The 26,159-nt window shown below is 53.2% G+C and carries 27 protein-coding genes, 1 pseudogene and 1 riboswitch; of the genes and pseudogenes, 13 read left to right on the top strand and 15 right to left on the bottom strand.

Going from position 1 to position 26,159, the window contains the following annotated elements:
- The first annotated feature begins 79 nt into the window (after positions 1 to 79).
- From AURUGA1_RS01310 to AURUGA1_RS01290, 5 genes are all read left to right on the top strand, one after another.
- Positions 80 to 646: a YceI family protein gene (locus tag AURUGA1_RS01310; protein ID WP_114128534.1), complete on the top strand. Its 567-nt coding sequence runs from the start codon at positions 80 to 82 to the stop codon at positions 644 to 646.
- A 106-nt stretch (positions 647 to 752) separates the two neighbouring features.
- Positions 753 to 1,538 carry a dioxygenase gene (locus tag AURUGA1_RS01305; RefSeq protein ID WP_114128533.1) on the top strand — a complete coding sequence of 262 codons (786 nt, stop codon included), beginning with the start codon at positions 753 to 755 and terminating at the stop codon, positions 1,536 to 1,538.
- Positions 1,539 to 1,627: 89 nt separating this feature from the next.
- The gene (locus AURUGA1_RS01300; protein ID WP_240187375.1) at positions 1,628 to 3,061 is read left to right on the top strand and encodes a ferric reductase-like transmembrane domain-containing protein; all 1,434 of its coding nucleotides are present in this window, start codon (positions 1,628 to 1,630) and stop codon (positions 3,059 to 3,061) included.
- Positions 3,061 to 3,582, top strand: coding sequence for an FMN-binding protein (locus AURUGA1_RS01295; protein ID WP_205214653.1), 522 nt, complete (start codon positions 3,061 to 3,063; stop codon positions 3,580 to 3,582). Before AURUGA1_RS01300 ends, AURUGA1_RS01295 begins: the two co-directional genes overlap by 1 nt.
- Positions 3,583 to 3,587: 5 nt before the next feature.
- Positions 3,588 to 4,349, top strand: coding sequence for an FAD:protein FMN transferase (locus AURUGA1_RS01290; protein WP_240187374.1), 762 nt, complete (start codon positions 3,588 to 3,590; stop codon positions 4,347 to 4,349).
- On the opposite strand, the gene AURUGA1_RS01285 is transcribed toward AURUGA1_RS01290, so the two are convergent.
- The 5 genes from AURUGA1_RS01285 to AURUGA1_RS01265 form a co-directional block, all read right to left on the bottom strand.
- Positions 4,258 to 6,171 (bottom strand): heavy metal translocating P-type ATPase, encoded by a 1,914-nt coding sequence (locus tag AURUGA1_RS01285; protein ID WP_114128532.1) that lies wholly within the window; start codon positions 6,169 to 6,171, stop codon positions 4,258 to 4,260. The genes AURUGA1_RS01290 and AURUGA1_RS01285 overlap by 92 nt on opposite strands.
- Positions 6,172 to 6,205: 34 nt before the next feature.
- Positions 6,206 to 7,858 carry a FumA C-terminus/TtdB family hydratase beta subunit gene (locus AURUGA1_RS01280; protein ID WP_114128531.1) on the bottom strand — a complete coding sequence of 551 codons (1,653 nt, stop codon included), beginning with the start codon at positions 7,856 to 7,858 and terminating at the stop codon, positions 6,206 to 6,208.
- Between the two features lie 16 nt (positions 7,859 to 7,874).
- Positions 7,875 to 8,840 carry a quinone oxidoreductase gene (locus AURUGA1_RS01275; RefSeq protein ID WP_114129666.1) on the bottom strand — a complete coding sequence of 322 codons (966 nt, stop codon included), beginning with the start codon at positions 8,838 to 8,840 and terminating at the stop codon, positions 7,875 to 7,877.
- Between the two features lie 22 nt (positions 8,841 to 8,862).
- Positions 8,863 to 10,275 carry an aminotransferase class V-fold PLP-dependent enzyme gene (locus tag AURUGA1_RS01270; RefSeq protein ID WP_114128530.1) on the bottom strand — a complete coding sequence of 471 codons (1,413 nt, stop codon included), beginning with the start codon at positions 10,273 to 10,275 and terminating at the stop codon, positions 8,863 to 8,865.
- A 74-nt stretch (positions 10,276 to 10,349) separates the two neighbouring features.
- Positions 10,350 to 11,828: an aminotransferase class I/II-fold pyridoxal phosphate-dependent enzyme gene (locus tag AURUGA1_RS01265; protein ID WP_114128529.1), complete on the bottom strand. Its 1,479-nt coding sequence runs from the start codon at positions 11,826 to 11,828 to the stop codon at positions 10,350 to 10,352.
- Positions 11,829 to 12,060: 232 nt separating this feature from the next.
- Here AURUGA1_RS01265 and AURUGA1_RS01260 point away from each other — a divergent pair, with 232 nt between their 5' ends.
- Together AURUGA1_RS01260 and AURUGA1_RS01255 are read left to right on the top strand one after the other, a co-directional pair.
- Positions 12,061 to 13,860 carry an ABC transporter ATP-binding protein gene (locus AURUGA1_RS01260; protein ID WP_114128528.1) on the top strand — a complete coding sequence of 600 codons (1,800 nt, stop codon included), beginning with the start codon at positions 12,061 to 12,063 and terminating at the stop codon, positions 13,858 to 13,860.
- Entirely contained in the window at positions 13,857 to 15,665 is a 1,809-nt protein-coding gene (locus AURUGA1_RS01255) for an ABC transporter ATP-binding protein (protein WP_114128527.1), read from the top strand. Before AURUGA1_RS01260 ends, AURUGA1_RS01255 begins: the two co-directional genes overlap by 4 nt.
- Positions 15,666 to 15,994: 329 nt before the next feature.
- On the opposite strand, the pseudogene AURUGA1_RS01250 reads toward AURUGA1_RS01255, so the two are convergent.
- The 3 genes and pseudogenes from AURUGA1_RS01250 to AURUGA1_RS01240 form a co-directional block, all read right to left on the bottom strand.
- A pseudogene (locus tag AURUGA1_RS01250) lies at positions 15,995 to 17,689 on the bottom strand (amidase); the annotation flags it as partial.
- A gap of 110 nt (positions 17,690 to 17,799) precedes the next feature.
- Positions 17,800 to 18,075, bottom strand: a complete 276-nt coding sequence (locus tag AURUGA1_RS01245) for a hypothetical protein (RefSeq protein ID WP_114128525.1) — start codon at positions 18,073 to 18,075, stop codon at positions 17,800 to 17,802.
- Position 18,076: 1 nt separating this feature from the next.
- Positions 18,077 to 18,466 (bottom strand): EndoU domain-containing protein, encoded by a 390-nt coding sequence (locus AURUGA1_RS01240; RefSeq protein WP_114128524.1) that lies wholly within the window; start codon positions 18,464 to 18,466, stop codon positions 18,077 to 18,079.
- 107 nt (positions 18,467 to 18,573) lie between these two features.
- Here AURUGA1_RS01240 and AURUGA1_RS01235 point away from each other — a divergent pair, with 107 nt between their 5' ends.
- A complete protein-coding gene (locus tag AURUGA1_RS01235; protein ID WP_114128523.1) occupies positions 18,574 to 18,969 on the top strand; it encodes a hypothetical protein in 396 nt (131 codons plus the stop codon).
- A gap of 59 nt (positions 18,970 to 19,028) precedes the next feature.
- Here AURUGA1_RS01235 and AURUGA1_RS01230 read toward each other — a convergent pair whose 3' ends face one another.
- Positions 19,029 to 19,310, bottom strand: a complete 282-nt coding sequence (locus AURUGA1_RS01230) for a hypothetical protein (protein ID WP_114128522.1) — start codon at positions 19,308 to 19,310, stop codon at positions 19,029 to 19,031.
- Position 19,311: 1 nt separating this feature from the next.
- Positions 19,312 to 19,764 (bottom strand): EndoU domain-containing protein, encoded by a 453-nt coding sequence (locus AURUGA1_RS01225; RefSeq protein ID WP_114128521.1) that lies wholly within the window; start codon positions 19,762 to 19,764, stop codon positions 19,312 to 19,314.
- Positions 19,765 to 19,986: 222 nt separating this feature from the next.
- Here AURUGA1_RS01225 and AURUGA1_RS01220 point away from each other — a divergent pair, with 222 nt between their 5' ends.
- Positions 19,987 to 20,262, top strand: a complete 276-nt coding sequence (locus tag AURUGA1_RS01220; protein ID WP_114128520.1) for a hypothetical protein — start codon at positions 19,987 to 19,989, stop codon at positions 20,260 to 20,262.
- On the opposite strand, the gene AURUGA1_RS01215 is transcribed toward AURUGA1_RS01220, so the two are convergent.
- From AURUGA1_RS01215 to AURUGA1_RS01200, 4 genes are all read right to left on the bottom strand, one after another.
- Positions 20,259 to 20,534 (bottom strand): hypothetical protein, encoded by a 276-nt coding sequence (locus AURUGA1_RS01215; protein ID WP_148664059.1) that lies wholly within the window; start codon positions 20,532 to 20,534, stop codon positions 20,259 to 20,261. The two genes, AURUGA1_RS01220 and AURUGA1_RS01215, sit on opposite strands and share 4 nt — an antisense overlap.
- A gap of 561 nt (positions 20,535 to 21,095) precedes the next feature.
- Positions 21,096 to 21,380, bottom strand: coding sequence for a hypothetical protein (locus tag AURUGA1_RS01210; protein ID WP_162784021.1), 285 nt, complete (start codon positions 21,378 to 21,380; stop codon positions 21,096 to 21,098).
- Between the two features lie 178 nt (positions 21,381 to 21,558).
- On the bottom strand, positions 21,559 to 21,834 hold the full coding sequence (locus AURUGA1_RS01205) for a hypothetical protein (RefSeq protein ID WP_162784020.1): 276 nt from the start codon (positions 21,832 to 21,834) through the stop codon (positions 21,559 to 21,561).
- 166 nt (positions 21,835 to 22,000) lie between these two features.
- Positions 22,001 to 22,231 carry an EndoU domain-containing protein gene (locus tag AURUGA1_RS01200; protein WP_114128517.1) on the bottom strand — a complete coding sequence of 77 codons (231 nt, stop codon included), beginning with the start codon at positions 22,229 to 22,231 and terminating at the stop codon, positions 22,001 to 22,003.
- A gap of 127 nt (positions 22,232 to 22,358) precedes the next feature.
- Between AURUGA1_RS01200 and AURUGA1_RS01195 the strand changes: the two genes are divergently transcribed.
- Positions 22,359 to 23,021 (top strand): hypothetical protein, encoded by a 663-nt coding sequence (locus AURUGA1_RS01195; RefSeq protein WP_114128516.1) that lies wholly within the window; start codon positions 22,359 to 22,361, stop codon positions 23,019 to 23,021.
- 7 nt (positions 23,022 to 23,028) lie between these two features.
- Here the strand turns inward: AURUGA1_RS01195 and AURUGA1_RS01190 are convergent, their stop codons facing one another.
- Complete coding sequence (locus tag AURUGA1_RS01190) at positions 23,029 to 24,072, bottom strand: BspA family leucine-rich repeat surface protein (RefSeq protein WP_114128515.1); 1,044 nt, start codon at positions 24,070 to 24,072, stop codon at positions 23,029 to 23,031.
- Positions 24,073 to 24,208: 136 nt separating this feature from the next.
- Positions 24,209 to 24,326, top strand: a riboswitch (SAM riboswitch).
- Between the two features lie 40 nt (positions 24,327 to 24,366).
- Between AURUGA1_RS01190 and AURUGA1_RS01185 the strand changes: the two genes are divergently transcribed.
- Genes AURUGA1_RS01185 through AURUGA1_RS01175 form a run of 3 tightly spaced genes read left to right on the top strand, consistent with a single transcriptional unit; the run spans position 24,367 to position 26,061 of the window.
- On the top strand, positions 24,367 to 25,104 hold the full coding sequence (locus AURUGA1_RS01185; protein WP_114128514.1) for a hypothetical protein: 738 nt from the start codon (positions 24,367 to 24,369) through the stop codon (positions 25,102 to 25,104).
- A gap of 55 nt (positions 25,105 to 25,159) precedes the next feature.
- The gene (locus AURUGA1_RS01180; RefSeq protein ID WP_114128513.1) at positions 25,160 to 25,570 is read left to right on the top strand and encodes a hypothetical protein; all 411 of its coding nucleotides are present in this window, start codon (positions 25,160 to 25,162) and stop codon (positions 25,568 to 25,570) included.
- Positions 25,571 to 25,629: 59 nt separating this feature from the next.
- On the top strand, positions 25,630 to 26,061 hold the full coding sequence (locus AURUGA1_RS01175; RefSeq protein WP_162784019.1) for a hypothetical protein: 432 nt from the start codon (positions 25,630 to 25,632) through the stop codon (positions 26,059 to 26,061).
- Positions 26,062 to 26,159: the final 98 nt, after the last annotated feature.

Below are 26,159 nucleotides of genomic sequence, written 5' to 3'. Positions count from 1 at the left end.
CGCGGGAATAGTTCCGCCGCTGTCGGGTTTGTCTTGATTGAGAGAACTCTCATGCACACCCAACACGAAAGAAACATTCATGACAATTACTGCTGAAACCATCCCTGGCTACAAAGCTGGAACCTGGACCATCGACAAGACCCACTCCTCGGTCGGCTTCTCTGTTCGCCACCTCATGATCAGCAAGGTCAAGGGAACCTTCGAAGACTTCGACGCCACATTCGTTACCGGTGAAAACCCCCTCGACACCACGGTGTCTGCGGTTGCACAAGTTGCCTCCATCAACACCAACGAAGAAAACCGTGACGGTCACCTGCGCACTAATGACTTCTTCGAGGCAGACACCTACCCCACCATCTCATTCGTCTCCACCGGCGTAAAGGTTAAGGATGCTGAAGACGGTGAATTCATTGTCACCGGTGACCTCACCATTAAAGGCATCACCAAGAGCGTTGACTTTGACTTTGAGCTCGGTGGCTTTGCTACCGACCCTTACGGCAACTACAAGGTTGCCGCCTCTGCGGAAACCGAAATCAACCGTGAAGACTTTGGCCTGACCTGGAACGCAGCGCTGGAAACCGGTGGTGTTCTCGTCGGCGAAAAGGTCAAGATTACTCTCGACTTCCAGGCTGTGCTTCAGGCCTAGTCGCAATCTGGTGTGGGGTGGTGTCGTCTCCACCGCCCCACACCCCTTCGGGAATTTTTCCTCCTCCCGTAGCCTTGTCTTCACCACAGCACCTCGAAGGAACACCATGAGCGAGAACACCACCACCCAACCGGTCTTGTTTATGAGCCATGGTGCACCCATGCTGGTCGATGACCAGCGTTGGTCTGGTGAACTTGCCTCGTGGGGTAAAGAACTGGATAAGCCCAAACAGATCTTGATGGTCTCCGCGCACTGGGAAGAAGCTCCCCCCACCATCAGCTCCACCAAGGAACACACTCCCCTGGTCTATGACTTTTATGGCTTCCCGAGTAAGTACTACGAGATGCAATATGACACTCCTGCAGCTGGTGAGCTCGCCACCGAGGTTCTCGGTGTGCTCGGCCCCCAGGTCCAGCAGGACCAGGGCCGAGGACTTGACCATGGTGCCTATGTTCCGCTCACCCAGATGTATCCGGACGCAGATGTTCCTGTGTTGCAGTTATCTTTACCCAGTTTGAACCCAGTTGAACTGTTCGAGATGGGACGTAAGCTCGCCCCACTACGCGATGCCGGAACAATGATTATTGGTTCGGGATTCACAACCCACAACCTGCGCTGGTTCAACCCCGGTGCCGGTCCTGATGTTGCTCCACCCCAGGCTTCTGCCGAGTTTGATCACTGGGCTGCCGAAGCGTTGGAAAACAAAGACATTGATGCCTTATTGAACTTCTGGGAAGACGCTCCTGCCGCCCACGAAGCACACCCTCGCATTGAACACTGGGCTCCGCTGTATGTTGCACTGGGTGCTGCATTAGACAGTGGTTTAGATAACACCAGCACTATTGAGGGCTTTTGGTATGGACTGTCGAAGCGGTCGTGGCAGTTTGCCTAAACTACTTCTACATTTTGTAGAATAATCTTCATAAGTAATTCATAGGTTGCCCATAGGGTCTGTTCAGTCTGGACTGACAGATTAAACCCATGACATTGACAGCCCCCAAGCCGACTTCAGCTGCAGCGCGGAGAAAAAACGTGGCTACGCAACGAGAAATTCAGATCAAGAAGCGCTACATCGCTCGTCTGCGTCGCGGCGATCTGCTCGAGACCATTGTCTACTTCTCTGTTGCCATCGTTCTTGCACTGTTCCTCGCAGACGGCGGAGCAACTTACTTCCTCAGCCTCAAGGATGTCACCACCGGTATCGGTATTGTCACCGGCCTGGTCGGATCTGACCTCATGCTCATCATGCTCATCTTGGCTGCACGTATTCCTGTGATTGACCGCACATTCGGTCACGACAAGGCATTAGCTGTGCACCGCAAACTGGGCAAGCCTGTGCTCTACCTGATCTTGGCTCACATGTTCTTGCTCATGATTGGTTACGGCATTGCTCAGGGCTTGAACCCCATTGCTGAAGCAATCGACATGATTGTCAACCAGCAAGATATGTCGATCGCGTTCATCGCGACTGGACTCTTGATTGCTGTCGTTGTTACCTCCCTGGTGATTGTTCGCCGCAAACTCTCCTACGAGTTCTGGTACATCGTGCACCTGCTTAGCTATGGAGCAATCCTGCTCGCCCTGCCTCACCAGTTCACTCAGGGAATGATGTTCGCGGAAGGAACGTGGGCTCGCTGGTACTGGATGGCTCTCTACGTTGGTGCTCTGGCTTCCATCACCATCTTCCGTGTAATCATTCCTGTGGCAAGCTCGCTACGTCACGACCTGCGCGTGAGCTCAGTCGATATTGAAGCGCCCGGTGTTGTCTCGGTCACCATGACCGGTCGCGACATTAATGCTCTGCGTGCGCAAGGTGGACAGTTCTTCACCTGGCGCTTCTGGGCTCCCAACATGTGGTGGGACGCACACCCCTACTCTCTCTCAGCCCACCCCGATGGTCGCTCGCTGCGCATCACCGTTCGTGACCTGGGTAAGGGAAGTGCCCGTTTGCTTTCACTCAAGCCAGGTACTCGCGTGAGCTTCGAAGGCCCTTATGGAATCTTCACTGATGCGTCGAGGACCACCAAGAAGGCCGTCTTTGTTGGTGCCGGTATTGGAATTACCCCCATCCGTGCCATCTTGGAAAGCTCAGACCTGGATCCCCTGGAGGCAACCGTGATTCTTCGCGGCAGCGACGCACAGGATGTCTACCTCTGGCAGGAAACCTACGACCTGTGCGTTGAGAAATCCGCATCGCTGCGCGTTCTGGTTGGTCACCGCCCCAAGGGTGTGAACACCTGGCTTTCCGCCGAGGCGTACAGCAAGGGTGAAAGCTTGCTTACTCTGGCCCCCCAGATCAAAAACTCCGATTTATACATTTGTGGCCCCACCCCCTGGACGGACCTCGTGGTCCGTGACGCAAAGCGTCTTGGTCTTCAAGACCACCAAATCCATGCAGAAAGGTTTGATTTCTAATGCGCGCACGTAGTGCTTTTTTCGCCGGAATGGGTTCGGCAGCAATCATCGCTGTCGGCTGGCAGGCAGGAGTGGGAACTCTTGTTTCCGCTCTTCCTGAAAGCCAGGCTTCTGCCTCCGGAACCAGCAACTCTGTCTCCACCGGCACCTCAGCAACCACCTCCAACTCCTCGAACACAACAGACAGCAGTGCGGCAGCACCTGCTGCTGCCACCGCGCCTGTTGCCTCCGGCCCTGCCGATGGCACTTATGACGGTTCTGTGGTGAACACTCGGTTTGGAACTGTTCAGGTTCAGGCAGTCATCTCCGGCGGAAAGATCACCGACGTCATTGCCGTGAAGCTCACGGATGCTGACCGCAAGTCCATTCAAATTAGCCAGCAGGTTGCTCCGATGGTTCGCTCGGAAGTGTTGACTGCACAGTCAGCACACGTGGCCAACATCTCTGGTGGTACCTACACAACTCAGGCCTACCTCCAGTCGCTGCAGTCTGCACTAGATGCTGCTGGCTTCACTGGCTAAGCATCATGGCCGTTCACTCGTTTGAGACCATGGGAACCATGGTCAGCATCAGACTCGCTGATGCTGACCTAGGAGCTGTTGATGCCATCTCGGTTCTCAACGAGGTGGAACACAGCTTTGCCCAGCTCAACGAGACATTCAGTTTGTATCGGGCAGACTCCGAAGCCTCCCGCATCGCCTCCGGCGAGCTCGCTCTGGCTCATTCCAGTGAACTCATGCGTGATGAATACGCCCGGGCTCTGCAGTGGCGTGATCGCACCGGAGGTGCGTTCACCCCGCATCGCCCCGATGGCGTCATTGACCTGTCAGGCACCATCAAGGCGGTTGCTATTGATCAAGCTGCAGGGATACTCACTGAAGCTGGCTTTGCCAACTTCAGTGTGAATGTTGGCGGTGATCTCACCACGTCCGGTAATCAGGCCGAAGATATTCCTGGCTGGATTACCGGCATCGTCGAGCCCTCAGACCGCAACACATTACTCGCCGCTGTTCGCCTGACAGAAGAGTTTCCCGCGATGGCGACCTCCGGTTCCGCCGAGCGGGGAGAACACATCTGGATGCGCCCAGAAACAACCACAGAGTTTGTTCAAGCCACCGTGATTGCCCACGACATCATTACTGCTGACGTGTTAGCAACGGCCATTATTTCTGGCGGAAGCGAGACACTCAACCAGATCACACAAGACTTTTCTGTGGCTGTCGTGACGGTTGGCTTAGATTCAGCCGTGCAAGCAAACGCGAGGTTCCAAGAGCTCGTAGCGCGTTAAGAATTGTCACCACGTCAATAATTTCTTGGAATCCAGCACCCACCACAGCAGGAATAAAGCCAAAGGTTGCTAAGACCATGAGGACCAAGCTCAGTGAGATTCCAATCCAAATGCTTTGGGTGGCAATGCGAATGGTTTGCTGACCTATTTCAATCGATCTGGCCACGCGGTGTAGGTCATCTTTCATGATCACCACATCTGCGGATTCGCTGGCGGCCGTCGAACCTCGTGCCCCCATTGCCACACCAACATCTGCTGCGGCGAGCACGGGGGCATCGTTGACACCATCGCCGACCATCATGACCGGACGGTTGGTCACCGCTTCAACCGCACGGACTTTATCCAGCGGGAGGCATTCTGCTTGCACGTTGGTCACACCGAGTGAATCAGCCACATGCTGAGCGGTGACCTTGCCATCGCCGGTGAGCATCAGGGTGTGCTTAATGCCGAGGGCAGAAAGCCACTGCAGGGTATCTGGCGCATCGCTGCGCAGTTCGTCACGGAGCAGTAATGCTCCGGCGAACTTTCCATCGATCGCGACATACACAGCGAGTTCACCGGCGGAAATCTCTGCCCGAACAGCTTGTGGGTCATGCTCAGCAATGAAACTGTATTTGCCCACCATGACTGTTTTGCCATCAATGGTAGCGGTCAGTCCTGAAGCAGTGGTTTCTTTCACGTTGTCACACGGAGCAATGGGGATGCTGCGAGCGCGTGCACCCTCGACAATCGAGTGGGCGAGGGTGTGTGCCGAGTATTGCTCTGCAATGGCGGCTAGGCGTATCAGCTCGTTCTCGTCTACACCTGCAGCGGTGATCACTGTACTGAGCACAGGCTGGCCATGAGTGAGAGTTCCGGTTTTATCAAAAGCCACCGTTTTGATGCGGGCAAGCTTTTCTAGGGTGCCACCGTTTTTCACGATGATGCCGTGACGAGCTGCTCGGCTCATACCGGCAATAAAAGCAACGGGTGCCGCAATGATGAGTGGGCAGGGTGTTGCCACTACTAACACTTCTGCAAAACGGGTGGGGTTACCGCTCAGCACCCAGGCTGTAATGGCCAAGGCATACGCGGCGATAGTGAAGGGGATGGCATAGCGATCCGCCATGCGAATAAAGGGTGCTTTGCTCTCGGAAGCTTCGGTGACCAACTGCACAATGCGCTGATATTGGCTATCTTCAGCGCGGGCGGTCACCTCCATGCGAATAGCAGCAGCACCATTGACTGCACCACTAATCAACGCCTCACCGGTGACGCGCTCCACCGGAATGCTTTCCCCGGTGAGTGAAGATTCATCAAGTGTGGCCTCAGGAGAAAGCAGTGTGCCATCGACAGGAATGAGTTCCCCAGGCTTAACCACGACAACATCGCCCACGTTCAAATCGCCCACGGGGCAATCTTCGGTGGCAAAGAGCGCTCCGCGCTCGGCCCCCGCACTGGAATACACCTCACGGTGGGCGATCTGAGGTGACTTATCCAGTAGTGCCGTGAGCTCTTGCTTTGCTCGACGTTCGGCATAGTCCTCGAGGGCTTCACCACCGGTAAACATCAACACAATGATGATGCTGGCCCAGTATTCCCCCACCAGCACGGTGGCAATGATGGCGGTGACCGCCAGAACATCTACACCCCAGTGCCCTTTGAGAATTGAGCGAACCATGCCAACAGATTCTTTGGCCGCCACAATGAGCGCAAAAATACTCAACAGCCATTGAGTTATCTCGTTCGCACCTGAGAGTGCGAATGCGGCACCAACGAGGGCAACAACCCCCGTGCCACTGAACAGGGGGTTCTTACGCAAAAAGGTAAGAAACGTGTTCATCTTTCCAGTCTGGCACTGAAGAAGAAGGCCGTGGCTACTTTGTTCGGGTGGGACCTAACAACAGCGGCTTACTGGTGTCCATGGTGAAGAAGTCATGCCCCTTGTCATCCACAACAACGAAGGCAGGGAAGTTCTCTACTTCGATCTTGTAGACCGCTTCCATACCGAGTTCGGGATAGTCGATGATTTCCATGGAGCGAATACTGTCTTGAGCCAAGCGGGCAGCAGGACCACCGACCGAACCCAGATAGAAACCACCGTAGGTGCCACAGGCTTTGGTTACGACAGAGGAGCGGTTACCCTTGGCCAGCATGATCATCGAGCCGCCAGCCTTCTGGAACTCTTCAACATAGCTGTCCATGCGGCCTGCCGTGGTGGGACCAAAAGAGCCAGTGGGCAAACCTTCGGGAGTCTTTGCGGGGCCTGCGTAGTAGATGGGGTGGTTCATCGCGTAGTCAGGCAAGCCTTCACCACGCTCGAGACGCTCCCGCATGCGTGCGTGTGCAATGTCGCGGGCAACAATCATGGTTCCGGTGAGCATCACTCGAGTACCAATAGAGCAGGCAGAGAGCTCTTTAAGGATCTCGGGCATGGGTTGGTTCAAGTTGATAGGAACACCAGGTGATGCTTCCTCGATTGCCTCGAGTCCGGTCTCCGGAATGAAGCGGGCAGGGTCGTGTTCGAGCTCTTCAATAAAGACACCATCTTTATTGATGGTGGCCAGTAGCTGGCGGTCTGCGGAGCAGGACACTGCAATGGCAATAGGCAACGAGGCACCGTGACGAGGCAGACGAACAACACGGACGTCGTGACAGAAATACTTGCCACCAAACTGTGCACCAAACCCGATGGTTTGGGTCATCTCGAATACCTTCTGCTCGAAAGCTTCGTCACGGAAGGCTTGGCCTTCCTTGCCACCTTCGGTGGGAAGGGAGTCCAGGTAGTGGGTGGAGGCGAGCTTGGCTGTCTTCACGGCGAAGTCTGCGGAAGTTCCACCGATCACAATGGCCAGGTGGTAGGGAGGGCAGGCAGCCGTTCCCAGGCTGGCAATCTTCTCTCGAAGGAATTTCAGCAGACGCTGCTCTTCGAGTACTGCCTTGGTCTCCTGGTAAAGGAAGGTCTTGTTGGCGCTACCGCCACCTTTAGCCATGAACAAGAATTCATAGCTGTCACCTTTGGTGAGAGAAATGTCGATCTCGGCTGGAAGGTTCGTTCCGGTGTTGACCTCATCCCACAGGGTCACTGGAGACATCTGGGAGTAACGCAGGTTGAGGTCGTGATACGCCTTGGCAATACCGTTAGTGATGTATTCAGCATCGCGACCATCGGTCAAGATGCGGTGGCCACGCTTAGCCATGACCAGTGCAGTTCCGGTGTCCTGGCACATGGGCAGAACACCGCCGGAGGCAACATTGGCGTTCTTGAGAAGATCCAGCGCAACATACTTATCGTTACCGGAAGCTTCAGGGTCATCCAAGATTTTGCGCAGCTGTGCCAGGTGGGCGGGGCGCAGGAAGTAGTTGATCTCGCGGTAGGCGGTATACGCCAAGTTCTCGAGGGCTTCAGGAGACACTTGAGTAAAAGTGTGCTCACCTAAAGTGACCGATTCAACACCGTCCGAGCTCAGAAGCTTAGAGTCATAGTCCGATGACTGCCGGTGAATAATCTGATATTCGCCCTTGTTCATGTGTGCCTTATCTTTCTCAGGGAAGCAATAACAGTTTGCCGGTGGTTTTGCGGCCAGCCAAGTCATCGTGAGCCTGTGCAGCCTCAGCGAGCGGGTAGGTTCCGCCAATACGTACGTGGAGTTTGCCGGAAATAACGGCCTGCGTCAGCTCACCCCAGCGCCAATTGCGTTCTTCAGCAGTTAATAAGTAATTCCACAGTGTGGGCCTAGTAATAAAGAGGGAGCCACCGGAATTGAGTCGTTGCAGATCAAATTCGGGCACCGGTCCAGAGGCGGCACCAAAGAGCACCATCATTCCGCGAATAGCCAAAGACATCAGCGAACGGTCAAAGGTGGCTTGACCAACGCCGTCGTAGACGACGTCCACGCCACGGCCGTTGGTCAGCTCCCGGACGCGAACGTCAAAACCGTCATAGGACAACACCTCATCGGCACCGGCTTCTCGGGCAAGCTCAGCTTTGAATTCATCGGAGACGGTGGTGAAGACCCGTGCCCCACGCATCTTGGCCAACTGAATCAAGAGCAATCCCACGCCACCAGCTCCGGCATGAATCAGTGCGGTGTGTTCAGGACCCAAAGCAAACGTGGAAGAAGACAAATAGTGCGCGGTCAGACCTTGCAACGGCAGCGCAGCTGCCGTGTGGTCGTCCATGCCTTCAGGAATGAGCAATGCTTTCTGGGCATCAACGAGTGCATACTCGGCATAGGTGGAGATTCCATCGGTGAAGGCCACACGCTGACCCACTTCGAGGGTGGTTACACCCTCCCCGAGAGCTTCCACGACACCCATTCCTTCAGCACCGAGGACAATGGGAAGAGGAACAGAGTAAAGACCCTTGCGCTGATAGATCTCAATGAAGTTCACACCCGTGGCACGCATCTTCACCAGCACCTGCCCAGGTGCTGGTGTGGGGGTAGGAACCTCGGTGAAGTTCAGAACAGAGGAGTCTCCGAATTCAGAGATCACAATGGCGTGGGTCATAGCCATTATTCTTCCACTGAAGTTAGTGGTGAAGAGAGTGGCTCAGTTCCTCAATGACCTCGAAGAGCACGTCAACATCACTGGCTTCGGTGCGGAAGTTGGTGAAACAGGGACGAAGCCACACTTCACCATTGATCACCGCAGGTGAGAGGAATACTCGGCCATCGTTTTCGATGGCCGTACACAACTTCGCGTTGTGTTCGCTGATCTGCTGAGGGTCTGTCATGCCGTGAGGAATGTGTTGCAACGGAACAATCGAGAGCTGGGGACGGTGAGGCAGAACTCGGAAGGACGGATTCACGCTCGCTCGCGAGTAGGTGAGTTCTGCCAAAGCAATGTTGTGCTCAATGGCTGCGCGGAAAGCTCCAGCTCCGTGGGCTTTGAAACCCAGCCACAGTTTTAGTGCGCGCAGAGGGCGTGAATATTCCAGGGTCACATCTACGGGGTTGGGCTCTTCTCCTTCGTGCGGCATATAGGCCTCATTGTGACCGAAGGTGGCTGCAAGGGCTGCATAGTCTTTGACCAACACAATCGAGCACGCTTTGGGCACAAAGAGCCACTTGTGCGCATCGATAGTGACCGAGTCAGCTAACTCGATGCCGTCAAAGAGTTCACGAGCAACATCTGTTCCTGCTGCAGGAGCACCATACGCACCGTCGACATGCATCCAGACGTTATAGGTCTGGGCAATGCGGGCAATTTCTCGTAGAGGGTCGACAGCACCAGTAAGTGTTGTTCCTGCACTGGCAATAATGGCCATTGGTTTCACGCCGGCAGCGATATCTGCCTTGATCTGTTCTTCCAACGCAGCAGGAATCAAGCGGTGCTGCTCATCAATGGCAATCGATCGAACAGCTCGTGTTCCCAGTCCCAGCAATTCCACTGCTCGCTTGTTGGAGTAGTGGGCTTCGCTAGAAACATAGACCGCCATCGGAATGGTGTTACCAAACTCCCGGGACTCGGGAACAGCACGGTGGCGAGCTGCGGCAAGCGCCGTGATGTTGCTCACGGTTCCACCGGATGTGAACAATCCTCGGGAATTGGGAAAGCCAATGAATTCCCCCAGCCATTTGCTGGTTTGTACTTCCAGCATGGATGCAGCTCGGGCATCTACAGCAAGGTTGATGTCATAGGAGGCGGCCAAGAAGTCGGCGATAGCGCCGATTTCTAAACCGCTGGAGCCGATGTAGGCCAGAAAGCGGGGGCGTGACTGTGCAAGGGATTGGTCGAGCACATCGACGGCCTCGTCGAGGGCGTCGACTTTAGTCATGCCCTGTTCGGGCAGGTGCTCAGAGAGCAGCTGGACGGTCTTCTGGGTGAGCTCAGGTTCTTCTTCTCGAGCTTTGTCGAATCCTTCCCACACCTGGGTAACGGTTTCCAAGGTGGAGTGCAGAATGTCTTTGCGCGCAGCGCCCAAACGAAGGTTGTGATCCATATATGAAGGCTACGTCGAGGGGTTAAGCCTTTTTAGACATTCAGTGCGAAAGTGTGTCCTACCTGTCGGACAACCTAGTGTTCTCGAACCACCGAGAATGAACTCACTGCTGAGTCATGTGCTCCACGCACATACCCTCCAGGACCAGAAGCAATAGCCTGCAAGAACTCCACCACGTCAGTAGTAATCACTTCGCCAGGGAGTACGTTCGGTATTCCTGGCGGGTAGGCCGCCAGGGAATCTGCACTGATGCGACCGATGGCTTCTTCGGCAGAAACGAGTTCACGTGCGGCAAAGAAGGCTGTGCGAGGGAGAATCTTCATCTCTCCTGGCGCAGGCAAGGGAAGAACTTCGGTAGCCAGTGAGGAAGAAGTTCCTTCCGGAGCAGCGAGAGAAACCAGTGAAGAGACAAAGAAGTCCGCATCAAATTCCATGCCTGGCCCGACCAAAGCCACGATGCAGCTGTGGGAGGCAATCTCACAATAAATGCCGAATTCATCCATGAGTGCTTCGCGCAGATCAGGGCCACTGCGTCCTAAGCGGTGAACATCAATGGAGACGTGCAGGGGGTCGTGGGAAACAATGTCAGGGAACTGATCAAACCCGTCACTGACCACAGACAATAACTCAGATGCGCGCACGGCATCGCGTAAGCGATCGGCCGAGGCGATCGCGAGCGCGATGCGGTCGTGACCAAATTCCAACTGGTCTCGAGCAATATCCAGTGAAGCCAGCAGGAGCGCACTTTCACTCGTGGACTGGTTGAGAGAAAAAGCACTCTCGAGTAATGGCTCGAGTTGATCCGCAAAAGGGCCCTTGCCCACATGGATCATGGCCGATTGGGTCAGTGATCCACCAAGTTTGTGGGTACTAGAGACCAACACATCAGCACCCAGTGCAAGTGGGTTCTCTGGCACATCAGGGTGGAAACCGAAGTGTGCTCCCCAGGCGCCATCAACAATGAGGGGTATTCCAGCTGTGTGAGCAATATCTGCCAACGCAGCAATATCTGCCACAGCTCCGAAATAGGAGGGACTAATCACATAGGAAGCTTTGGCATCGGGATTCTCGGCAACCACCTGAGCAAAAACTTCTGGAGTTATGCCGTGGTTAATGCCGTGTTGGGTATCAATAGTGGGCTGAACAAAGCGCGGTGAGATTCCGCCGAGAATAATGCCGTCAATAAAGCTCGAGTGAGCACTGCGCTGGGTAATCACGGGAGCATCTGGCTCACCATATTGAGCAATAGCCAAGGCAGCCATCCGGTTTCCTTGGGAGGCACCGTTGGTCAGGAACCAACTCCGACGTGCACCCCACGCGCGTGCTGCTGCCAGTACAGCCCGGTCAAAAGGATTGTTGTCTCCCTTGTCCAAGCCACTGAGCAACGGTTGGGCATCAAGCAGGAGAGCCTCGGGGCCAAAGAATGCGGCTAGAGCTTCTGAAGCCAACTCTGACGCGTTGTGGCCGGGGGTATTCAGTCGCAGAGTCTCCCTGCGAGCAAACTCTCCCAGGGCGTGAGCGTACGGGGTTCTCTCTGAAGCATCCATGGTCATACTTCGACTCTGTCACCTTCTTCCCCATGAAGGAAATGAAAACTTTACGCTCGTCTCGCCCGAAGAGTAAGTTGGGGCGGGCACCGGCATTTCTGCTGAGCCTTATCCGGAATAATTACAGGGTGCACAGACGTTACAGTTTGTGGGTTCGGGAGCTTACTTTTCTCTCCTCAACCACACTTGGCTCATGTTCTGGTGAGCCTGCCATGCTTTTTCTGAGAAAGAATTCCTCGTGACCACACAAACCGAGCAGTTATCAACTGTGAAGAGTTTGTGGCGCGTAATTCCTTATGTGCAAGGTGCTTTCCCGCGGTTGTTTCTGGGCGTCTTTATTGCACTCGCGGCTGCTGCAACGGCGCTGACTATTCCGCTTGCTCTGCGCTGGTTGGTTGATAACCCTCTCTCTTCGGGAGATATTGCCCAAATCATTCCCGGCGTTGCCGTGATTTTCACTCTCGGCATAGCCGAGGTGATTTTTATCTATCTGCGCCGCTGGCTAACGCTCGGCCCTGGTGTTCATCTTGAAGGCAAGATGCGCAATGCCATCTATATTCACCTGCAGAAACTGCCGGTGGCCTTTCATGACAAGTGGCAAAGTGGCCAGCTTCTTTCTCGTGCGATGGGAGATATCAGTACGGTCCGCCGCTGGATCTCTTTCGCTTTTGTGCAGCTCATTACCAGCAGCATCATGTTGATTGCTGGTTTCACCATGCTCTTTACCTTCAGTGCATTGCTCGGTGGAATCTTCCTGGCCTGTTCGCTTCCGCTGATTATTTTCAGCATTCGCTTCCAGCGGCAGTTTGCTGTCTTGGCAAGAGACTCCCAAGACCAGCAGGGTGACCTCGCCACCACCATTGAAGAATCTGTTCACGGTATTCGTGTTCTCAAATCTTTTGGTCGCGCGGGCGAAGCCCTTGATGACTTCCTCGATCAGGCCAACACTCTGCGTGGCACCGAGCTTGCTAAAGGCCGAGCCAACGGGCGTATGTGGTTTTGGATGCTGCTGATTCCAGACCTCGGTTTTGCGCTGACCTTGCTGCTGGGAATTGTGCAGGCAGAACGCGGTGTGGTCTCAGTGGGAACACTGGTGGCCTTCTTTGCCACCGCTGCCCTGCTCAAAGGACCTATGCAATCGATTGCTCCCATGCTGTCCATCTCGATTGAGGCAGCAAGCTCCCTGAACCGTTTCCACGAAGTCATGGATGCTCCAATAGAGATCCTGGACAAGCCCGGTGCACCACAGGCCCCTGCGGGGCCCGGTGCACTGGTCTTTGAAGATGTTCACTTCCACTATGAAGATTCCTCTCCCGAACACCCCGACCTCCTCAATGGCATCAACTTGAGCATTGAGCCCGGGGAAACCATGGCATTAGTGGGGGCAACAGGATCGGGAAAAACCAGCCTCACTGCACTGACTACCCGCCTCTTTGATGTCACCTCCGGACGCATCCTCATTGACGGCGTCGACATTCGCGATGTCTCCATCGAAAGCTTGCGCACCCGCATTGCCATGGCCTTCGAGGACGCCACCTTGTTCTCCATCTCTGTCCGAGAGAACGTTCTCTTAGGCCGTGAAGAACTCAGTGATGCAAGAACCCCAGAACAACAACAGCAGGCAGAAGCCCTGCTCAATCAGTCGCTTGATATTGCTCAGGCAGACTTCGCTCGCCATTTGCCCAACGGAGTTGAAAGCAAAATAGGCGAGGAAGGCCTCAGCCTCTCTGGTGGTCAACGCCAACGCTTGGCGTTAGCACGAGCTATCGCTGTGCAGCCCAGCATTCTTGTTCTCGATGACCCCCTCTCTGCACTGGACGTCACCACTGAGGCAGCTGTTGAGAAAGCGCTGCGCCATGTGCTCAACACCACGACAGCATTGATCGTGGCGCACCGCCCCTCAACAGTGATGCTGGCCGATCGTGTTGCTTTGCTGCACGAGGGAAAAATCTTGGATGTGGGCACCCACTCTGAGTTGCTGGCTCGCTGCCCTGAATACCGCAATGTGATTGCTTCACTGGATGAGGAGAAGCAATGACCATTACCGGTGTTCGCGGAGAAGAACGCTCCGACTTCACAAAAGCAGAAGGCAAGCGTCTACGTCAGCGCTCTTTAGCGCTGCTGGGATCGTTGCTGCATCCTGTGCGCGTGCGTGTGTATTGGACGCTCCTTGTTGTTGTCATCAGCACGGCAGCCCAAGTTGCAGGTCCTGCCCTGCTTGCCCTTGGTATCGACCAAGGACTTACCCAAGTACTGGAGAACAACAACTGGCTCCCAGCACAACTCATCGTGGCCGCCTATGTCATCACCGCCATCACTGGTTCCACCATGATGGCGGTCTATATGCGCTCTTCCGCGGTGATCAGCCAGACCGTGCTCATTGATCTGCGCGAGCGTGTTTTCCAGCACACCCAAAACTTGAGCATGAGCTTCCACGAGAACTACACCTCAGGCCGAGTGATTGCCCGCCAGACCAGCGACATTGAAGTTCTGCGCGAACTTCTTGACGGTGGAATCAGCAACCTCTTTAGAGGTGTGCTGCTGATGACTTTTACGGCAGGCGCCCTCATTGCCCTCGATCCTTCGAGTGCTGTGCCGCTGCTGGTTGCCTTGATTCCCTGCTTCTATCTCACCAAGTGGTTCTCAGAAACCTCCAAGAAGCAGTTCCGTGAAGCTCGCACTTTTTCTGCACGATTGATTGTTCAATTCGTGGAGACCATGACCGGTATTCGTGCGGTTAAAGCGTTCCGCCGCGAGGAACGCAACGAACAAAGCTATGCCGTTGCCGTGGATGACTACCGCGAAGCAAACAGGAAAGTCATTCGCCTGTTTGGAACCTATGACCCAGGCCTCAAAGTTATTGGTGTCTTCACCCTCTCTGCTGTGTTGATACTGGGTTCATTCCGTGTGGTCAACGGTGTCATGGATGTGGGCGTGCTGCTGGCGGCGGTTTTGTACACCCGCAGGTTCTTTGAACCCATGGAAGAGTTGGCCATGTTCTACAACTCCTTCCAGAATGCCTCCTCAGCACTAGAGAAAGTCTCGGGCATGCTCGAAGAGCGTGCCACAGTGACCGAACCCGAAGACCCTATTGCTCTTCCCCACCCCCAAGGTGCGTTGGATTTTAACCACGTGCGCTTTGGTTACAACGAGCACACCGTGGTGCTGCCTGATTTGGATCTGCACATTCCTGCTGGCCAAACCATTGCGTTGGTCGGCACAACCGGTGCCGGTAAATCCACCTTGGCCAAGCTGGTCGCCCGCTTCTATGACCCCACCTCAGGAACCGTCAGCCTAGATGGTATTGACCTACGCCGTCTGAGCAATGCAGACCTGCGCAATGCCGTCACTATGGTGACCCAAGAGTCGTATCTGTTCTCGGGAACCGTGGCCGAGAACATTGCCTTGGGTAAGCCCGGTGCCACCAGGGACGAGATCATTGCCGCCACGACCGCCGTCGGCGCGCATGATTTCATCATGCGTCTGCCCGAAGGCTACGACACCGATGTGAACAAGCGCGGCGGTCGCCTCTCAGCAGGACAGCGCCAGCTACTTTCCTTTGCCCGTGCCTTTATTGCCGACCCCACCGTCTTGATCCTGGATGAGGCGACAGCCTCTTTGGATATCCCCAGCGAACGCTTGGTGCAGCGCGGCTTACAAACCTTGCTTTCTGACCGCACCGCCATCATCATTGCCCACCGCCTGTCGACGGTGGCCATTGCTGACCGCGTTCTCGTGATGGAACACGGGGAAATCATCGAAGATGGCACACCTCATGACCTCATTGAGGGTGAGGGGAAGTTCGCCAGCTTGCACACCGCCTGGCGGGATTCTCTGGCTTAGGCCACGCCTCCGACCACGACGTAGTCTCCGACAACATCGTGGCCGGTGCGTGCCAGCACCACAATCACCGAGCCATAACCGCCGCGCCATTCGCTGTGAATACGAGTGTGCTCTATCTCAGGAACAGTCGTTTCCACCACATATCCCTCGTCGGTGAGAACACCTGAGTGAGCAACACCATTAATGGTGATGGCAACCTCGGCAGCCGTGGTGTTGATCACCACGCGAAGGGGAACCACACCCCCGGTCACCTCACCGGCGGTGGCGGTGACCGCCAGTGTTGGAGTTCCCTCACCTGCGTGACCGGTTGCGTTCCAAGAAACATCCCCAAGTTCAGGGGTTCGCGGTGCTGCAATGCGGCGGTTGCGCTGGTGATCAAATGCCCACGCAAAAGCTAAGAGATTACTGTCGTCATAACCGCGGCCAGCGAAGGTCAATCCCACCGGCATGCCGATATCAGCCATGACGCCTAATGGCGCAGTCACCGTGGGAATACCGAGGTGGCGAGGAACCAGGTTGCCATTGGCAACCCAGGTTCCATTACGCCAGGCCAGATCTGCTGAAGCAGGATTAACATCAGCGTCAGCGGGGCCCACGTCAGCAGAAGCGGGGAACACCACAGCATCCAGGCCCAGCTCGTCCATCCAGTCTTCAAGGTCTAACTTGCGTGCCTTTTCTAAACCAGGAATACCCTCGGCCATGTCGGGAATATCGACAAGCTCAGGAATGCCATCGCGCTTGGCACGCACCACATATTCCTCGAGGGGAACATCCTCAGGAGCAAAACGGTGCAGGTGGTCGTCATAACGACCAGGCACCGACCCGGTGGGTACGGGGAAAATCTTGTCTCCGTCAACCTGCTCAAGTGCATTGAGGTGAGGGTCATTATTGGCGGCAAGGAAGTCATGCCATCCCCACATGGACAGTTCCCACAGCTCATGCTCGGCAAACGTCTCTGGAACCAAACCTCGTGAAACGAGGTTGGTGGCCCCGGGTCCTCTACTTTCATAGTTGGTCACCACAGGGAAATCAGTTTCGATGACCTCTGCACCTAAAGCTTCTAAGTCCGCCTTGGCTTTATTCCACAGCTGAACGACCGAGTCACGGGTGTGAATGCGGTCAATCTCCGCAAGCTCAATGGTCTCGGGATCCTTGTTGATATACATCCGCGGAATCGCGATGCGCTTTCCGCGCAGCGCTTCTGGGTTCTCTAACCCCACATACGAGTCAGGTCGTAGCTGTGAGCTCTTGGGGGTTGGAACCCAGGGCTGCATGCGCCAGAAATCTCCTCGGACTTCCCAGTCGTCATCCACGATGAGATCTAACAGCTCCAACATGTCATCCATGGTTCGGGTGTGAGGAACAACCACATCCATGGTGGGAACTAATGGCCAGTTACCACGGGTAGAAATCACACCCCGAGAGGGTGTGTATGCACACAGCCCATTGTTTGATGCCGGAGCACGACCAGAAGACCACGTCTCTTCACCCAACCCAAAAGCAGCAAAGCTTGCTCCGGTTGCTGTTCCCGAACCATTAGACGAGCCAGATCCAAAAGCAGCAGTGAGGAAGTTAGCGTTATAGGGGCTTTCCGCGCGGCCATAGAGACCGCGCTGCATGCCCCCGTTCGCCATTGGGGGCATGTTGGTCAGGCCAATCAAAATGGCACCTGCCTTGCGCAGCTGCGCAATAGTGAAGGCATCATCGGTGGCAATAAGGTCGGCAAATGCCGGAGACCCGGAAGCAACCGTCATGCCTTTAACTTTGTAGCTGTTCTTAGCGGTATAAGGAATGCCATCGAGTGGGCTGAGCACGTCACCACGAGCGCGGCGCTCGTCAGCAGCGCGCGCTTCAGCAAACATGCTGGGGCTCAAGACAGGGACGGCGTTGAGAGTAATTCCGTGTCGGTCATAGAACGCAATGCGATCAAGATAGCGAGCTACCAGCTCCACACTTGTGACCACTCCAGCAGCCAAATCATGGCGCAGTTCACTCAAGGATTTCTCAACAACGTTGTAGGACATTACTCCAGCCTAATCGAGCTAAAAATGTCAGCAATACTGCCTAAAATCTTGTTTGTTGGAAACTCTATTTCAAGCAAGGCAGGCGGCAGTAAGCACCTGAATGTGCAACGTTACGAAGCTAGGAAAAGGATGTCGTTGAGGGTTGAATTGATATCTTTCAACTCATCTTCTGGCCAAGAAATTCCTGTGAGGATGAGCTCTCTGACTCCGCTGGAAATACTGGCTCCACTGTCACGAGCAGCGACTAGGGCATAGAAAATGGCATCCCGAGGATAACCCAGCTCCAAGGTTGAATAAGCTCTGGCCAAATCGGCTTCACTCACTGACTCACTGATGAGTTTGAGTATGCCGCGTGAAGTGGTCATCGGGTCGGTCATGAGTGTCATTTTACTTTCCTTTCCTTGAATTGGACTGGGGAAGATGGAACTGCTGGCCCAAGATGTTTTGAACTACACCTTCGCCATGCATCGGGAAAGCTGAATGCGGAACAAGCCCTGAATTTGTGGCTCTGAGAACTAATTCGATGAAAACGCCATCAACCTCTTTCTGCAAAATAATGCGTGGAAGAAGAAACAAGACAAAGTGTGGTTGTTTGAGAACGCTCTTCAAGGCAATTGTGATGCGCTCTTCGTCCCAACTAGGCGGAAATTCAGTCTTGTTTTCTCTTTTTTGCCCAGATAAATGACCACCTTTTCCTAAATCACCGTCTTCACCAAACAAAACATGAGCAATGAATACCGCAGTGAGCTCGACATGCGAATAATCCAGAAAAGTCATACTGACAGCTTGCGGTGATCAACACTCTCGAAACCGATTGATTTGACCAGTTGTGGATTCTGCCTCAGAAATATTCATGTGGAAAACATCTTTCATAAACTTGCACCATGACCACACTCGTCACCACAGCAGCACTCATACAGGCACTGATTTCACTGGGCGTCGCAGGATTTCAAATCGCAGTTCTCTCAGGTGCTCCCTGGGGCGAATACACCCTCGGTGGACAGAACCCCGGCAAGCTGCCTGGGCAGCTGCGCATCGCCGCAGCTGTCTCAGCAATCGTGATGCTTGCCCAGTGTGGTCACTACCTCGCCCAAGCAGGAATTCTCACCCCTGCACTGAGCCCCGGACAGAACGCCATCGTGAACTGGTTCTGGTTTGGCTTTGCCGTCTTAGGTCTCATTGTCAACAGCATGAGCAGAAGCAAGAAGGAGCGAAACCTTTGGGTTCCAGTTCTGTTGGTTAGCGCTATCTGCACCCTGATTGTTGCGCTGAACAGCTAACCATTCCTTGATGATGTCGAGCAATTATGGTGCAGGCAAAGTTCCTCACAAAGAGGCAACTAAGCTGCCAGTTCAACTACAGGAATAAGTTGCAAACTTTCATTGAACCACTCATGATCTACAGTCGATAAGTTCGGAATGGAAAGAATCTTTTCTCTCATAAGTGAGGGGATAGGAATTCCCTCAGATGCTGCAATACCCAGAGCAAAACCAATTGCACTCTCGGATTCACCTGCAACCAAAGATTGATGTATCGCTGAAACTAAAGAGCGGTCGACAAAAGAACTGAGGTAATCAGTCAATGCATGTGCGACAAACTCAGACTCGTTCATAAGCATCATGTTATTCCTCCCAGATATATAAATCGAGTGGCAATGCAACCTTGCCACCAGGGTCATTCCGATAGACACCCTGACCACATAGAGGGTATGCAGCGTGCATCTGCAGACCAGAAATACCCTCTTTCAATACAACACGAACTACAACTCCATTTACTTCACGATCACAAAAATAGGGAGCCTTCCTCCCTGAAATTACTTGCGGTGACTTCAGTGTTTCAGCCAATGCTCTCTGCACATCTTCTTGAGTCCATTCCTCGGGGAATTCAGTTTTCCTTACTCGCCCAAGACCAAAACGGTGCCCGCCTTTATTGATGTCGTCCTCACCTTCCCACACGTGTCGAAGGAGTTCCTCCGTAACAGGAACATGCGCAAAGGATTCAAAGACCATGCGCGCCAGATTAAGGAGCGCATCAACTGCAGGAGTCGCTCCAATCTCAACATGTGGACATCCCACCTCACTGCCACCTGTGGAGGGTGGGCCCTTCAATCAGTGAGGGGTGATCAGCGACCACCCCTCACTGGTGACGGTTCCCCCGGCAGTTTCAGCAGAGCCCCCCGTGCCGATTCCCCGTCACAAAAGTGAGCATCACAGCAGCCACGGACATTGCCAATCCACGTAGAAACACAACACTGTCCGTGGCTGGTCCTACAGTGCTACTCATTGAGGGAGGAACACATGGAAACAATTGCAGGAGTACTACTCCTTGTGGGGCTGGGACTTATTGGGTGGGGCTTTATTGCCTTTATCCGAGGCATTGGGAAGCTCTTGAGCTCCCCCACACAAACCCCAACCAGATACACACCACCGGCATCAGACGACATTGATGGAATGAACAACGGGGACTACTACAACGGACCCCGCGGCTACTCACCAATGACCGGATACCCAGAGACCCAATACGGTTCAGGGTTTGATCCTGATGCCGAGTGGAACCACGAAGAGCGGGATTAGGAAGCGGCCTGCCAATAAGCAGGAAGAGCATCAAACTCTTGAAGAATTGCCTCATCCATGCCCATGGGGAGGACTCCTAATTCAATGATTTTCTCGCGAAAAATGGGAGGAAGCGCAATACCAAAGTGGCGAGCAATGCTAATTCCACTGAAAATTGCAGCATCAGCTTCACCACATTGAATTGAAGTGTCCAAGTGCTGGACTTCGTTCTCAGTTACGAGAGGTCGCAAATAATCCCGCAACGCCCGTGCAACGAATTCGCTGTTGTCCATAATCAACATTCTAAAACTCCAATTTTGATAAATCGAGAGGCACCGAAACAGCTTTGCCGTAGCAGTTTGTGACAACACCTTCACCACAAACTGGATAAACGGAGTGAATAAATAGGCCTTGGGCGTTTGATCTGAGAATAACTTTGACCATTACTTCTCTCACTACTCTGAGGCAACTGAGCTCGCTTCCTCTAACGCGGATGCTCTGCGGATGTTCCAATAGTGCGTGTATGGCTTGTTCCACCACGGCAAGATCCCAATCCTGAGTAAACTCAGTTTTTTCCTTCTCGCCCTAACCCAAAACGATGCCCACCTTTGGTGGGATCAGCTTCCCCCTCCCACACGTGCCGAAGGAGTTCCTCCGTAACAGGAACATGCGCAAAGGATTCAAAACCATGCGCGCCACTGTAGAAAGACAATGCTCACTCTCGGCGCCTCACGAGCTTGGCTGTAGACAAACCTCGGTTGGGGAGGGCTGTGGTGAGGATGGTTGCTTAATGTGACACAGCGGTTAAAGAAGTGTGAGCGAAGCCTCCGCTCCGCCCACATTTCAACCTCAAACTAAGAAGCTAACTCCCACCAGGTAGGCAGGTTAGCTAATTTTTCTTGAATGAATTGGCTTTCAATTTCTCGAAGGCCTTCAATGGCCTCAATCTTCTCTACAAACAGCGGAGGCAAAGAAACAGAAAAATGTTCGGCAATGCCGAGCCCCATACAGATTGCATCGACCGGCTCTCCAGCGCTGAGGCTCAGATCCATCCACTTCACTTCTGATTCACCTGCAATAGGGCGCAAGTAATCCCGAAGTGCATGAGCAATAAAGGTTTCCTCGAACATAGTGCTCATTTTATGCCTCCAATACTGATAAATCGAGGGGGCGGGAAACCCTCAACCCATCACGATTTTGATAAACACCCTCACCCGAAAGTGGAAAGGCATTCAGAATTTTCATTTTCTTTCGAGAACGAACCAACCGCACTGTCATGACTACTGACCCGACCGGGGTGTTAGGAAAAAAGCGAGTTTAAGAAGCGAGCTCATACCAACGAGGAATAGTGCTTAAGTCCAGTGTGAACATCTCAATGTCAGCTTCACTCAAGCCCTCGATGCCAAGAATCTTCTCACCGAAAATGGGCGGAAGAGCAATCTTGTGTTCGCTGGCAAGACAGAGACCAGAATCTATTGCGCACACCCATTCACCTGCGTGAAGTGGTAGATCCATCATCAGGATGTCATCATTGCTCAACTGCGGCCGGAGGAAGTCCCTCAGGGCATGTGCTAACAGTGTGCTTTCATCCATGAACAACATCCTATGCCTCCCATTTCGGTAACTCGAGGGGTACCAACACTCTGATACCTCTCTGATTTCTATACACACCCACGCCATTCATGGGATAAGCAGTGAATAAGTAAAGTTCTTTTGCTTGGGATTTGAGCTCAACAGCAATCATTACCTGTGCAACCTGTCAAACTATTGTGATCTTGTGTTCTGCTCTCTTCAGCCACTGCGGCTGAGCCAAAGTCAACTCGATACCCAGTCGAACAACTTCAGGAGTCCAATCCTCCGGAAATTCGGTTTTCCCTTCACGTCCCAAACCAGAGCGATGGCCGCCTTGGCGGCCATTCGGCTCACCTTCCCACACGTGCCGAAGGAGTTCCTCCGTAACAGGAACATGCGCAAAGGATTCGAATACCATGCGCGCCACTGTAGGAAGACAGTGGCGTAAGGAAATGACCTAAATCCCACGATGTGGATAAGGTGCTCGGCATCTCCTTGTGGTGGAATGTCCGTACCCCCTCCTACAGTCAAACCAGGAGGGAAACATGAAAACACACACCAAGAAGTTCACAGGAGGGCGCGCATCGCGCGCCGAGGTATATGGACTGTTCATCGCAGCAATCGTGCTGGCCGGTGGTGGGGTCAGCGGAGCTATTGCTCTGAACAACACCGATGGCCCCACCACCACAACCAGCACCTCAAGTAACAACGAAGCCACGAGCGAGACCCAGGACCTGACCACAGTGCTGGATCCACAATCCAGCACTGCCAACGGCAGTTCTGATTCAGAAACAACACCAGGGACCTCAAGCAGCACACCAGATGCCCAAGCAGGAACTAACCCCAGCACGGGATTCATAACCACAGCTGAACCCTGCCCCTATACCCCGGCAGAACAGACCTACTACAGCAACATTCGTACCACTAAGCAAGTTGCTGTTGATCAAGCACAAAGCTATGTGAGCACCGTAGAAGGCTGGATAGCCAGTAACACTGCTCACTTAGAAGAACTCTTAGCTGCTCCCTATAGACCCATTGAAGTATTCCAATGGAATCCCGATGGAACTCCCTATGTATGGCGCGTGGACTCGAATGAAGAGATAGCGTTCGAACGCCAACGCATAGCTGACAACCAGTCAGAGCTCACCCGAGCACGTGAAGCACTGCAGAGAGCTATTGCTGACCGGGATCAGGTGCCGGGGTGTTGAAGCACCTCTACTGATTGAATTTCTTGAGCACCCTTGGTGATACCAGGACGAGTGTGCCCACGATAACCAGGAGCCATGCGAACTCGGAGTATCCGTTTACCGAAGAACCTGTTTGAGCAAGTTCATTTGCCGCAACGCTTGAAGAACTTGAGTTGTTTTGGTTGTTGTTCTGATTGTTATTTGTCGGACACGAAATAGTGGGCGCAACATCTGAAATAGTCCAGTTGTTCGGACTTGCTAATAATGTGGCTCGGGCATTCACTGCGTCACACGTCACAGCTTGCATTGTTACTGGACCAAGGTTGAGGTTAGGTTGCACGGTCTGCGCAGCCCAGCCCACGAGTGTGCTGGAGTAGTTTTCATTCGACATTGAATAGGACACCACCTTTTTGAAGATGTCGGTCATATTCGTAACGTTTGAAATATTCCAGTTAGCAAGTGATTGATTGAAGCTCACTGCAGACTCAAACATCTTTGACATGTTGGTGACGTTGCTGGTGTTCCATCCGCTGATGTCTTGGTTGAAAGCATTTGCATAAGAAAATGCATTACTGAGATCAGTCACCGTGGCTGGAAGAGTAGCCGGAACTTGTCTGAGTTCACTGCGGTGGTCAAAACCACAGCGCAAGCTCGTCATGCCGAAGTCTCCCCAGCTCAATACTTTGGTCAGGTTTGTATCGGAACCACTAAGGCATTTACCAAAACGTTCCAACTTTGTTGCTGTGATGGAAACAACATAAACACCGTCAAAGTCAGGTGCTTGAGTGAGTGTCACCTCTCCGGAGCCTGGTCCTTGGTTGGGCACGGTCTGCGTAACGTTGGGGGTGTTTGGATCAGAATCTAAATCTCCCCAGTTGATAACAACGTTCGTGAGTTCACCACTGAGATAAATATTGATGTTTTCGAACATCATGTTGGTCCGAAACTCGAGCTGCATCTGGTTCGCCGGCGCCGCCACGGCTGGAACGCCAGTGCCCAGAATCACGAGAAAAACAGTTGAGAATAGTGCTGCCCCCACAGCGCTTAATTGTTTAAGTCCACGAAGCCACATACCAAAAAGTTTAGGTGTTTTCCCCTCCTGCTCACGTGGGGCAAAAGTACAAAATCTCGATATTTGCTACTTCTTTTCAAGAAAAATCTGCCCCAAATGACAAATGTCCGAACCCTGTGTCATACTCAACACCAACGTTCCAGAGCGATAGCGCCAAGTACCTAGCTAGCTATCCGGCAACCCCCAACCATTGAGTGGGGTGCCCTAGGGGAAGAACAGATATGAGCGCATCCGCGCTCATATAAGTCAATGGAGTGCAGTCACCGCTGCCTCCACAACACCAAGGAGGCGACTATGTCTGCACCAGAAAAGATCCCCAGCACCACCTGGCACGAGAAAGAACCCATCAGCCGAGAGCTTCGCCTGTTGCGAGAAGAACTCTGGGGCCCCATCCCCCCTCGTGAGCGCATTCAGTGGAGTAACGCTCTGCTGGATAACCCGCCCACTGAACTGAGTGTCATGGGCAAGCTCCAGAACACTCAGCTCCTTGAAAGAGATGGCATCGTCATGAATAGGCAGTGGGTTGCTGTTGCCCGATACTGGGACGACCTTGGCGTCACTGCCTATGAATGGCTGCTCCAGAAAGGCACCCTCGCCAGCAACACCCCAGAGAACACCACACCTGAAGAAGACCCCTGGGGTGACTATGGTGAAGCAGAACGCAGAGCTTGGACTGCAGCAACGCTGCAGTTCCCGCCCATGTTCTTAGGTGCAACCGTCATGGGTCTGCATGACAGGCACGCTAAGCGAACAGGTATAACCAATAGCAAGGGTTGGATTGATCTTGCACTTGAGTTCAGAGCTGCAGGATTCACCCCAGAAGAGTTCATTGAGCTCAACACGCAGGTGAGGAAGTTCCACAAGCGTGGCCAGCGAAACAGCATGATCACCACCACCTGGGGCAACCTCAACAAAGAGTACGTCCGGCTGAATGCCCAGCAGTGGACGAACTGGTTGGTGAGATTCAGGTCTGGAGAAGAGTCACTAGCTCTGACAGAAGAGATTCTTGCTCCTCACTGGGTCACCAATTAATAAAATTCTTAGACCTTGAACAAGCTTCATTAGAGGGAAACCATAGGATTATCAAATGATTGGTGATGAAAACCAGAAATTGATTCCCTTTATTGAAGCGCTCCAGCTGAAAAAGATACCTCTCACAAACCAGCAATTTCTTGAACCATTATCAAAGGAAATACCAGCCTTGGGATGCACTGTCCTAGATACCTACATCAAATACTTTAGAGAAGACAGCTTTGCTCCCCTAGAGATTCATTACGGATACACAAACGGTTTTCAATCAGAAACCGAGGTAACGGACATTTTTGGAGACGTTGAACGCTCGGAAAGTACGCGAATAAAGGGGACTTGGGTTGTGCATCATCCCGAAAACAAGATTCGCGATTCAGGCGCTACAAAAACTACGCAAACAACTGAGCAAAATCCATGTTCTGAATGCGGAATGCTTCTATCTCAAACAGGAGTTTGTGACTACTGCTAATCAGCTTCTAACTTCTCTAATTGAGATAACCGAAGGTCATTCTGGTGATTGGAGAACAAGTGTGGCGTAAATCATTCGTTAGACTCTCCTCACAGTTGAATGTTCCGCGCACTCTCCTCAAAGAAGCGTTTGGGGATGAGTGGGGCCTTGAGCAAATTCCTCAAAATGAAGTTATTGAACTTGCTTTCCATCCAAAGCAATACCTCAGACGAATTCCACAAGGCTTTGACGTACTAATCGAAGTAAATGCGAATCCGGTGATGCTACCCAAAGATCACTACTTGTCCGTTGGAGTTCCAAAAGGAGTTTGGGTAACTCAAACTCACCTCGATTTTGAGCCGGAAAAGTGGTTTTATGAAATACCTCTGTTGGCAGTTCCCCAGAACTTAAATTTGGTTCGGCATGCCGTTACTGAAGCCGCTTGGTTTTCTTCACGCAGAATGGTGAAGTGTAAATTTTTTGTTAGAAAAATACTTTCCCCGAGAAAATGATTGAGGATCAAACCTGCTACATGGATTGCTGGTTTAAACACATGGGAATAGTTTCTTAACTGGACACGAGAATGTCAGTGGGTATCCGTAAGTTGATG

It is taken from the genome of Aurantimicrobium sp. MWH-Uga1, assembly GCF_003325955.1.
GTDB lineage: Bacteria > Actinomycetota > Actinomycetes > Actinomycetales > Microbacteriaceae > Aurantimicrobium.
Note: the sequence above shows the minus strand (reverse complement) of the source record. Positions and strands in the feature narration are given on the sequence as shown.

Coding starts and splice junctions, on each gene's coding strand:
- AURUGA1_RS01310 (WP_114128534.1), top strand. CDS start 80: ATGACAATTACTGCTGAAACCATCCCTGGCTACAAAGCTGGAACCTGG.
- AURUGA1_RS01305 (WP_114128533.1), top strand. CDS start 753: ATGAGCGAGAACACCACCACCCAACCGGTCTTGTTTATGAGCCATGGT.
- AURUGA1_RS01300 (WP_240187375.1), top strand. CDS start 1,628: ATGACATTGACAGCCCCCAAGCCGACTTCAGCTGCAGCGCGGAGAAAA.
- AURUGA1_RS01295 (WP_205214653.1), top strand. CDS start 3,061: ATGCGCGCACGTAGTGCTTTTTTCGCCGGAATGGGTTCGGCAGCAATC.
- AURUGA1_RS01290 (WP_240187374.1), top strand. CDS start 3,588: ATGGCCGTTCACTCGTTTGAGACCATGGGAACCATGGTCAGCATCAGA.
- AURUGA1_RS01285 (WP_114128532.1), bottom strand. CDS start 6,171: ATGAACACGTTTCTTACCTTTTTGCGTAAGAACCCCCTGTTCAGTGGC.
- AURUGA1_RS01280 (WP_114128531.1), bottom strand. CDS start 7,858: ATGAACAAGGGCGAATATCAGATTATTCACCGGCAGTCATCGGACTAT.
- AURUGA1_RS01275 (WP_114129666.1), bottom strand. CDS start 8,840: ATGACCCACGCCATTGTGATCTCTGAATTCGGAGACTCCTCTGTTCTG.
- AURUGA1_RS01270 (WP_114128530.1), bottom strand. CDS start 10,275: ATGGATCACAACCTTCGTTTGGGCGCTGCGCGCAAAGACATTCTGCAC.
- AURUGA1_RS01265 (WP_114128529.1), bottom strand. CDS start 11,828: ATGACCATGGATGCTTCAGAGAGAACCCCGTACGCTCACGCCCTGGGA.
- AURUGA1_RS01255 (WP_114128527.1), top strand. CDS start 13,857: ATGACCATTACCGGTGTTCGCGGAGAAGAACGCTCCGACTTCACAAAA.
- AURUGA1_RS01245 (WP_114128525.1), bottom strand. CDS start 18,075: ATGACACTCATGACCGACCCGATGACCACTTCACGCGGCATACTCAAA.
- AURUGA1_RS01240 (WP_114128524.1), bottom strand. CDS start 18,466: ATGACTTTTCTGGATTATTCGCATGTCGAGCTCACTGCGGTATTCATT.
- AURUGA1_RS01235 (WP_114128523.1), top strand. CDS start 18,574: ATGACCACACTCGTCACCACAGCAGCACTCATACAGGCACTGATTTCA.
- AURUGA1_RS01230 (WP_114128522.1), bottom strand. CDS start 19,310: ATGATGCTTATGAACGAGTCTGAGTTTGTCGCACATGCATTGACTGAT.
- AURUGA1_RS01220 (WP_114128520.1), top strand. CDS start 19,987: ATGGAAACAATTGCAGGAGTACTACTCCTTGTGGGGCTGGGACTTATT.
- AURUGA1_RS01215 (WP_148664059.1), bottom strand. CDS start 20,534: ATGGACAACAGCGAATTCGTTGCACGGGCGTTGCGGGATTATTTGCGA.
- AURUGA1_RS01210 (WP_162784021.1), bottom strand. CDS start 21,380: ATGAGCACTATGTTCGAGGAAACCTTTATTGCTCATGCACTTCGGGAT.
- AURUGA1_RS01205 (WP_162784020.1), bottom strand. CDS start 21,834: ATGGATGAAAGCACACTGTTAGCACATGCCCTGAGGGACTTCCTCCGG.
- AURUGA1_RS01200 (WP_114128517.1), bottom strand. CDS start 22,231: ATGGTATTCGAATCCTTTGCGCATGTTCCTGTTACGGAGGAACTCCTT.
- AURUGA1_RS01195 (WP_114128516.1), top strand. CDS start 22,359: ATGAAAACACACACCAAGAAGTTCACAGGAGGGCGCGCATCGCGCGCC.
- AURUGA1_RS01190 (WP_114128515.1), bottom strand. CDS start 24,072: ATGTGGCTTCGTGGACTTAAACAATTAAGCGCTGTGGGGGCAGCACTA.
- AURUGA1_RS01185 (WP_114128514.1), top strand. CDS start 24,367: ATGTCTGCACCAGAAAAGATCCCCAGCACCACCTGGCACGAGAAAGAA.
- AURUGA1_RS01180 (WP_114128513.1), top strand. CDS start 25,160: ATGATTGGTGATGAAAACCAGAAATTGATTCCCTTTATTGAAGCGCTC.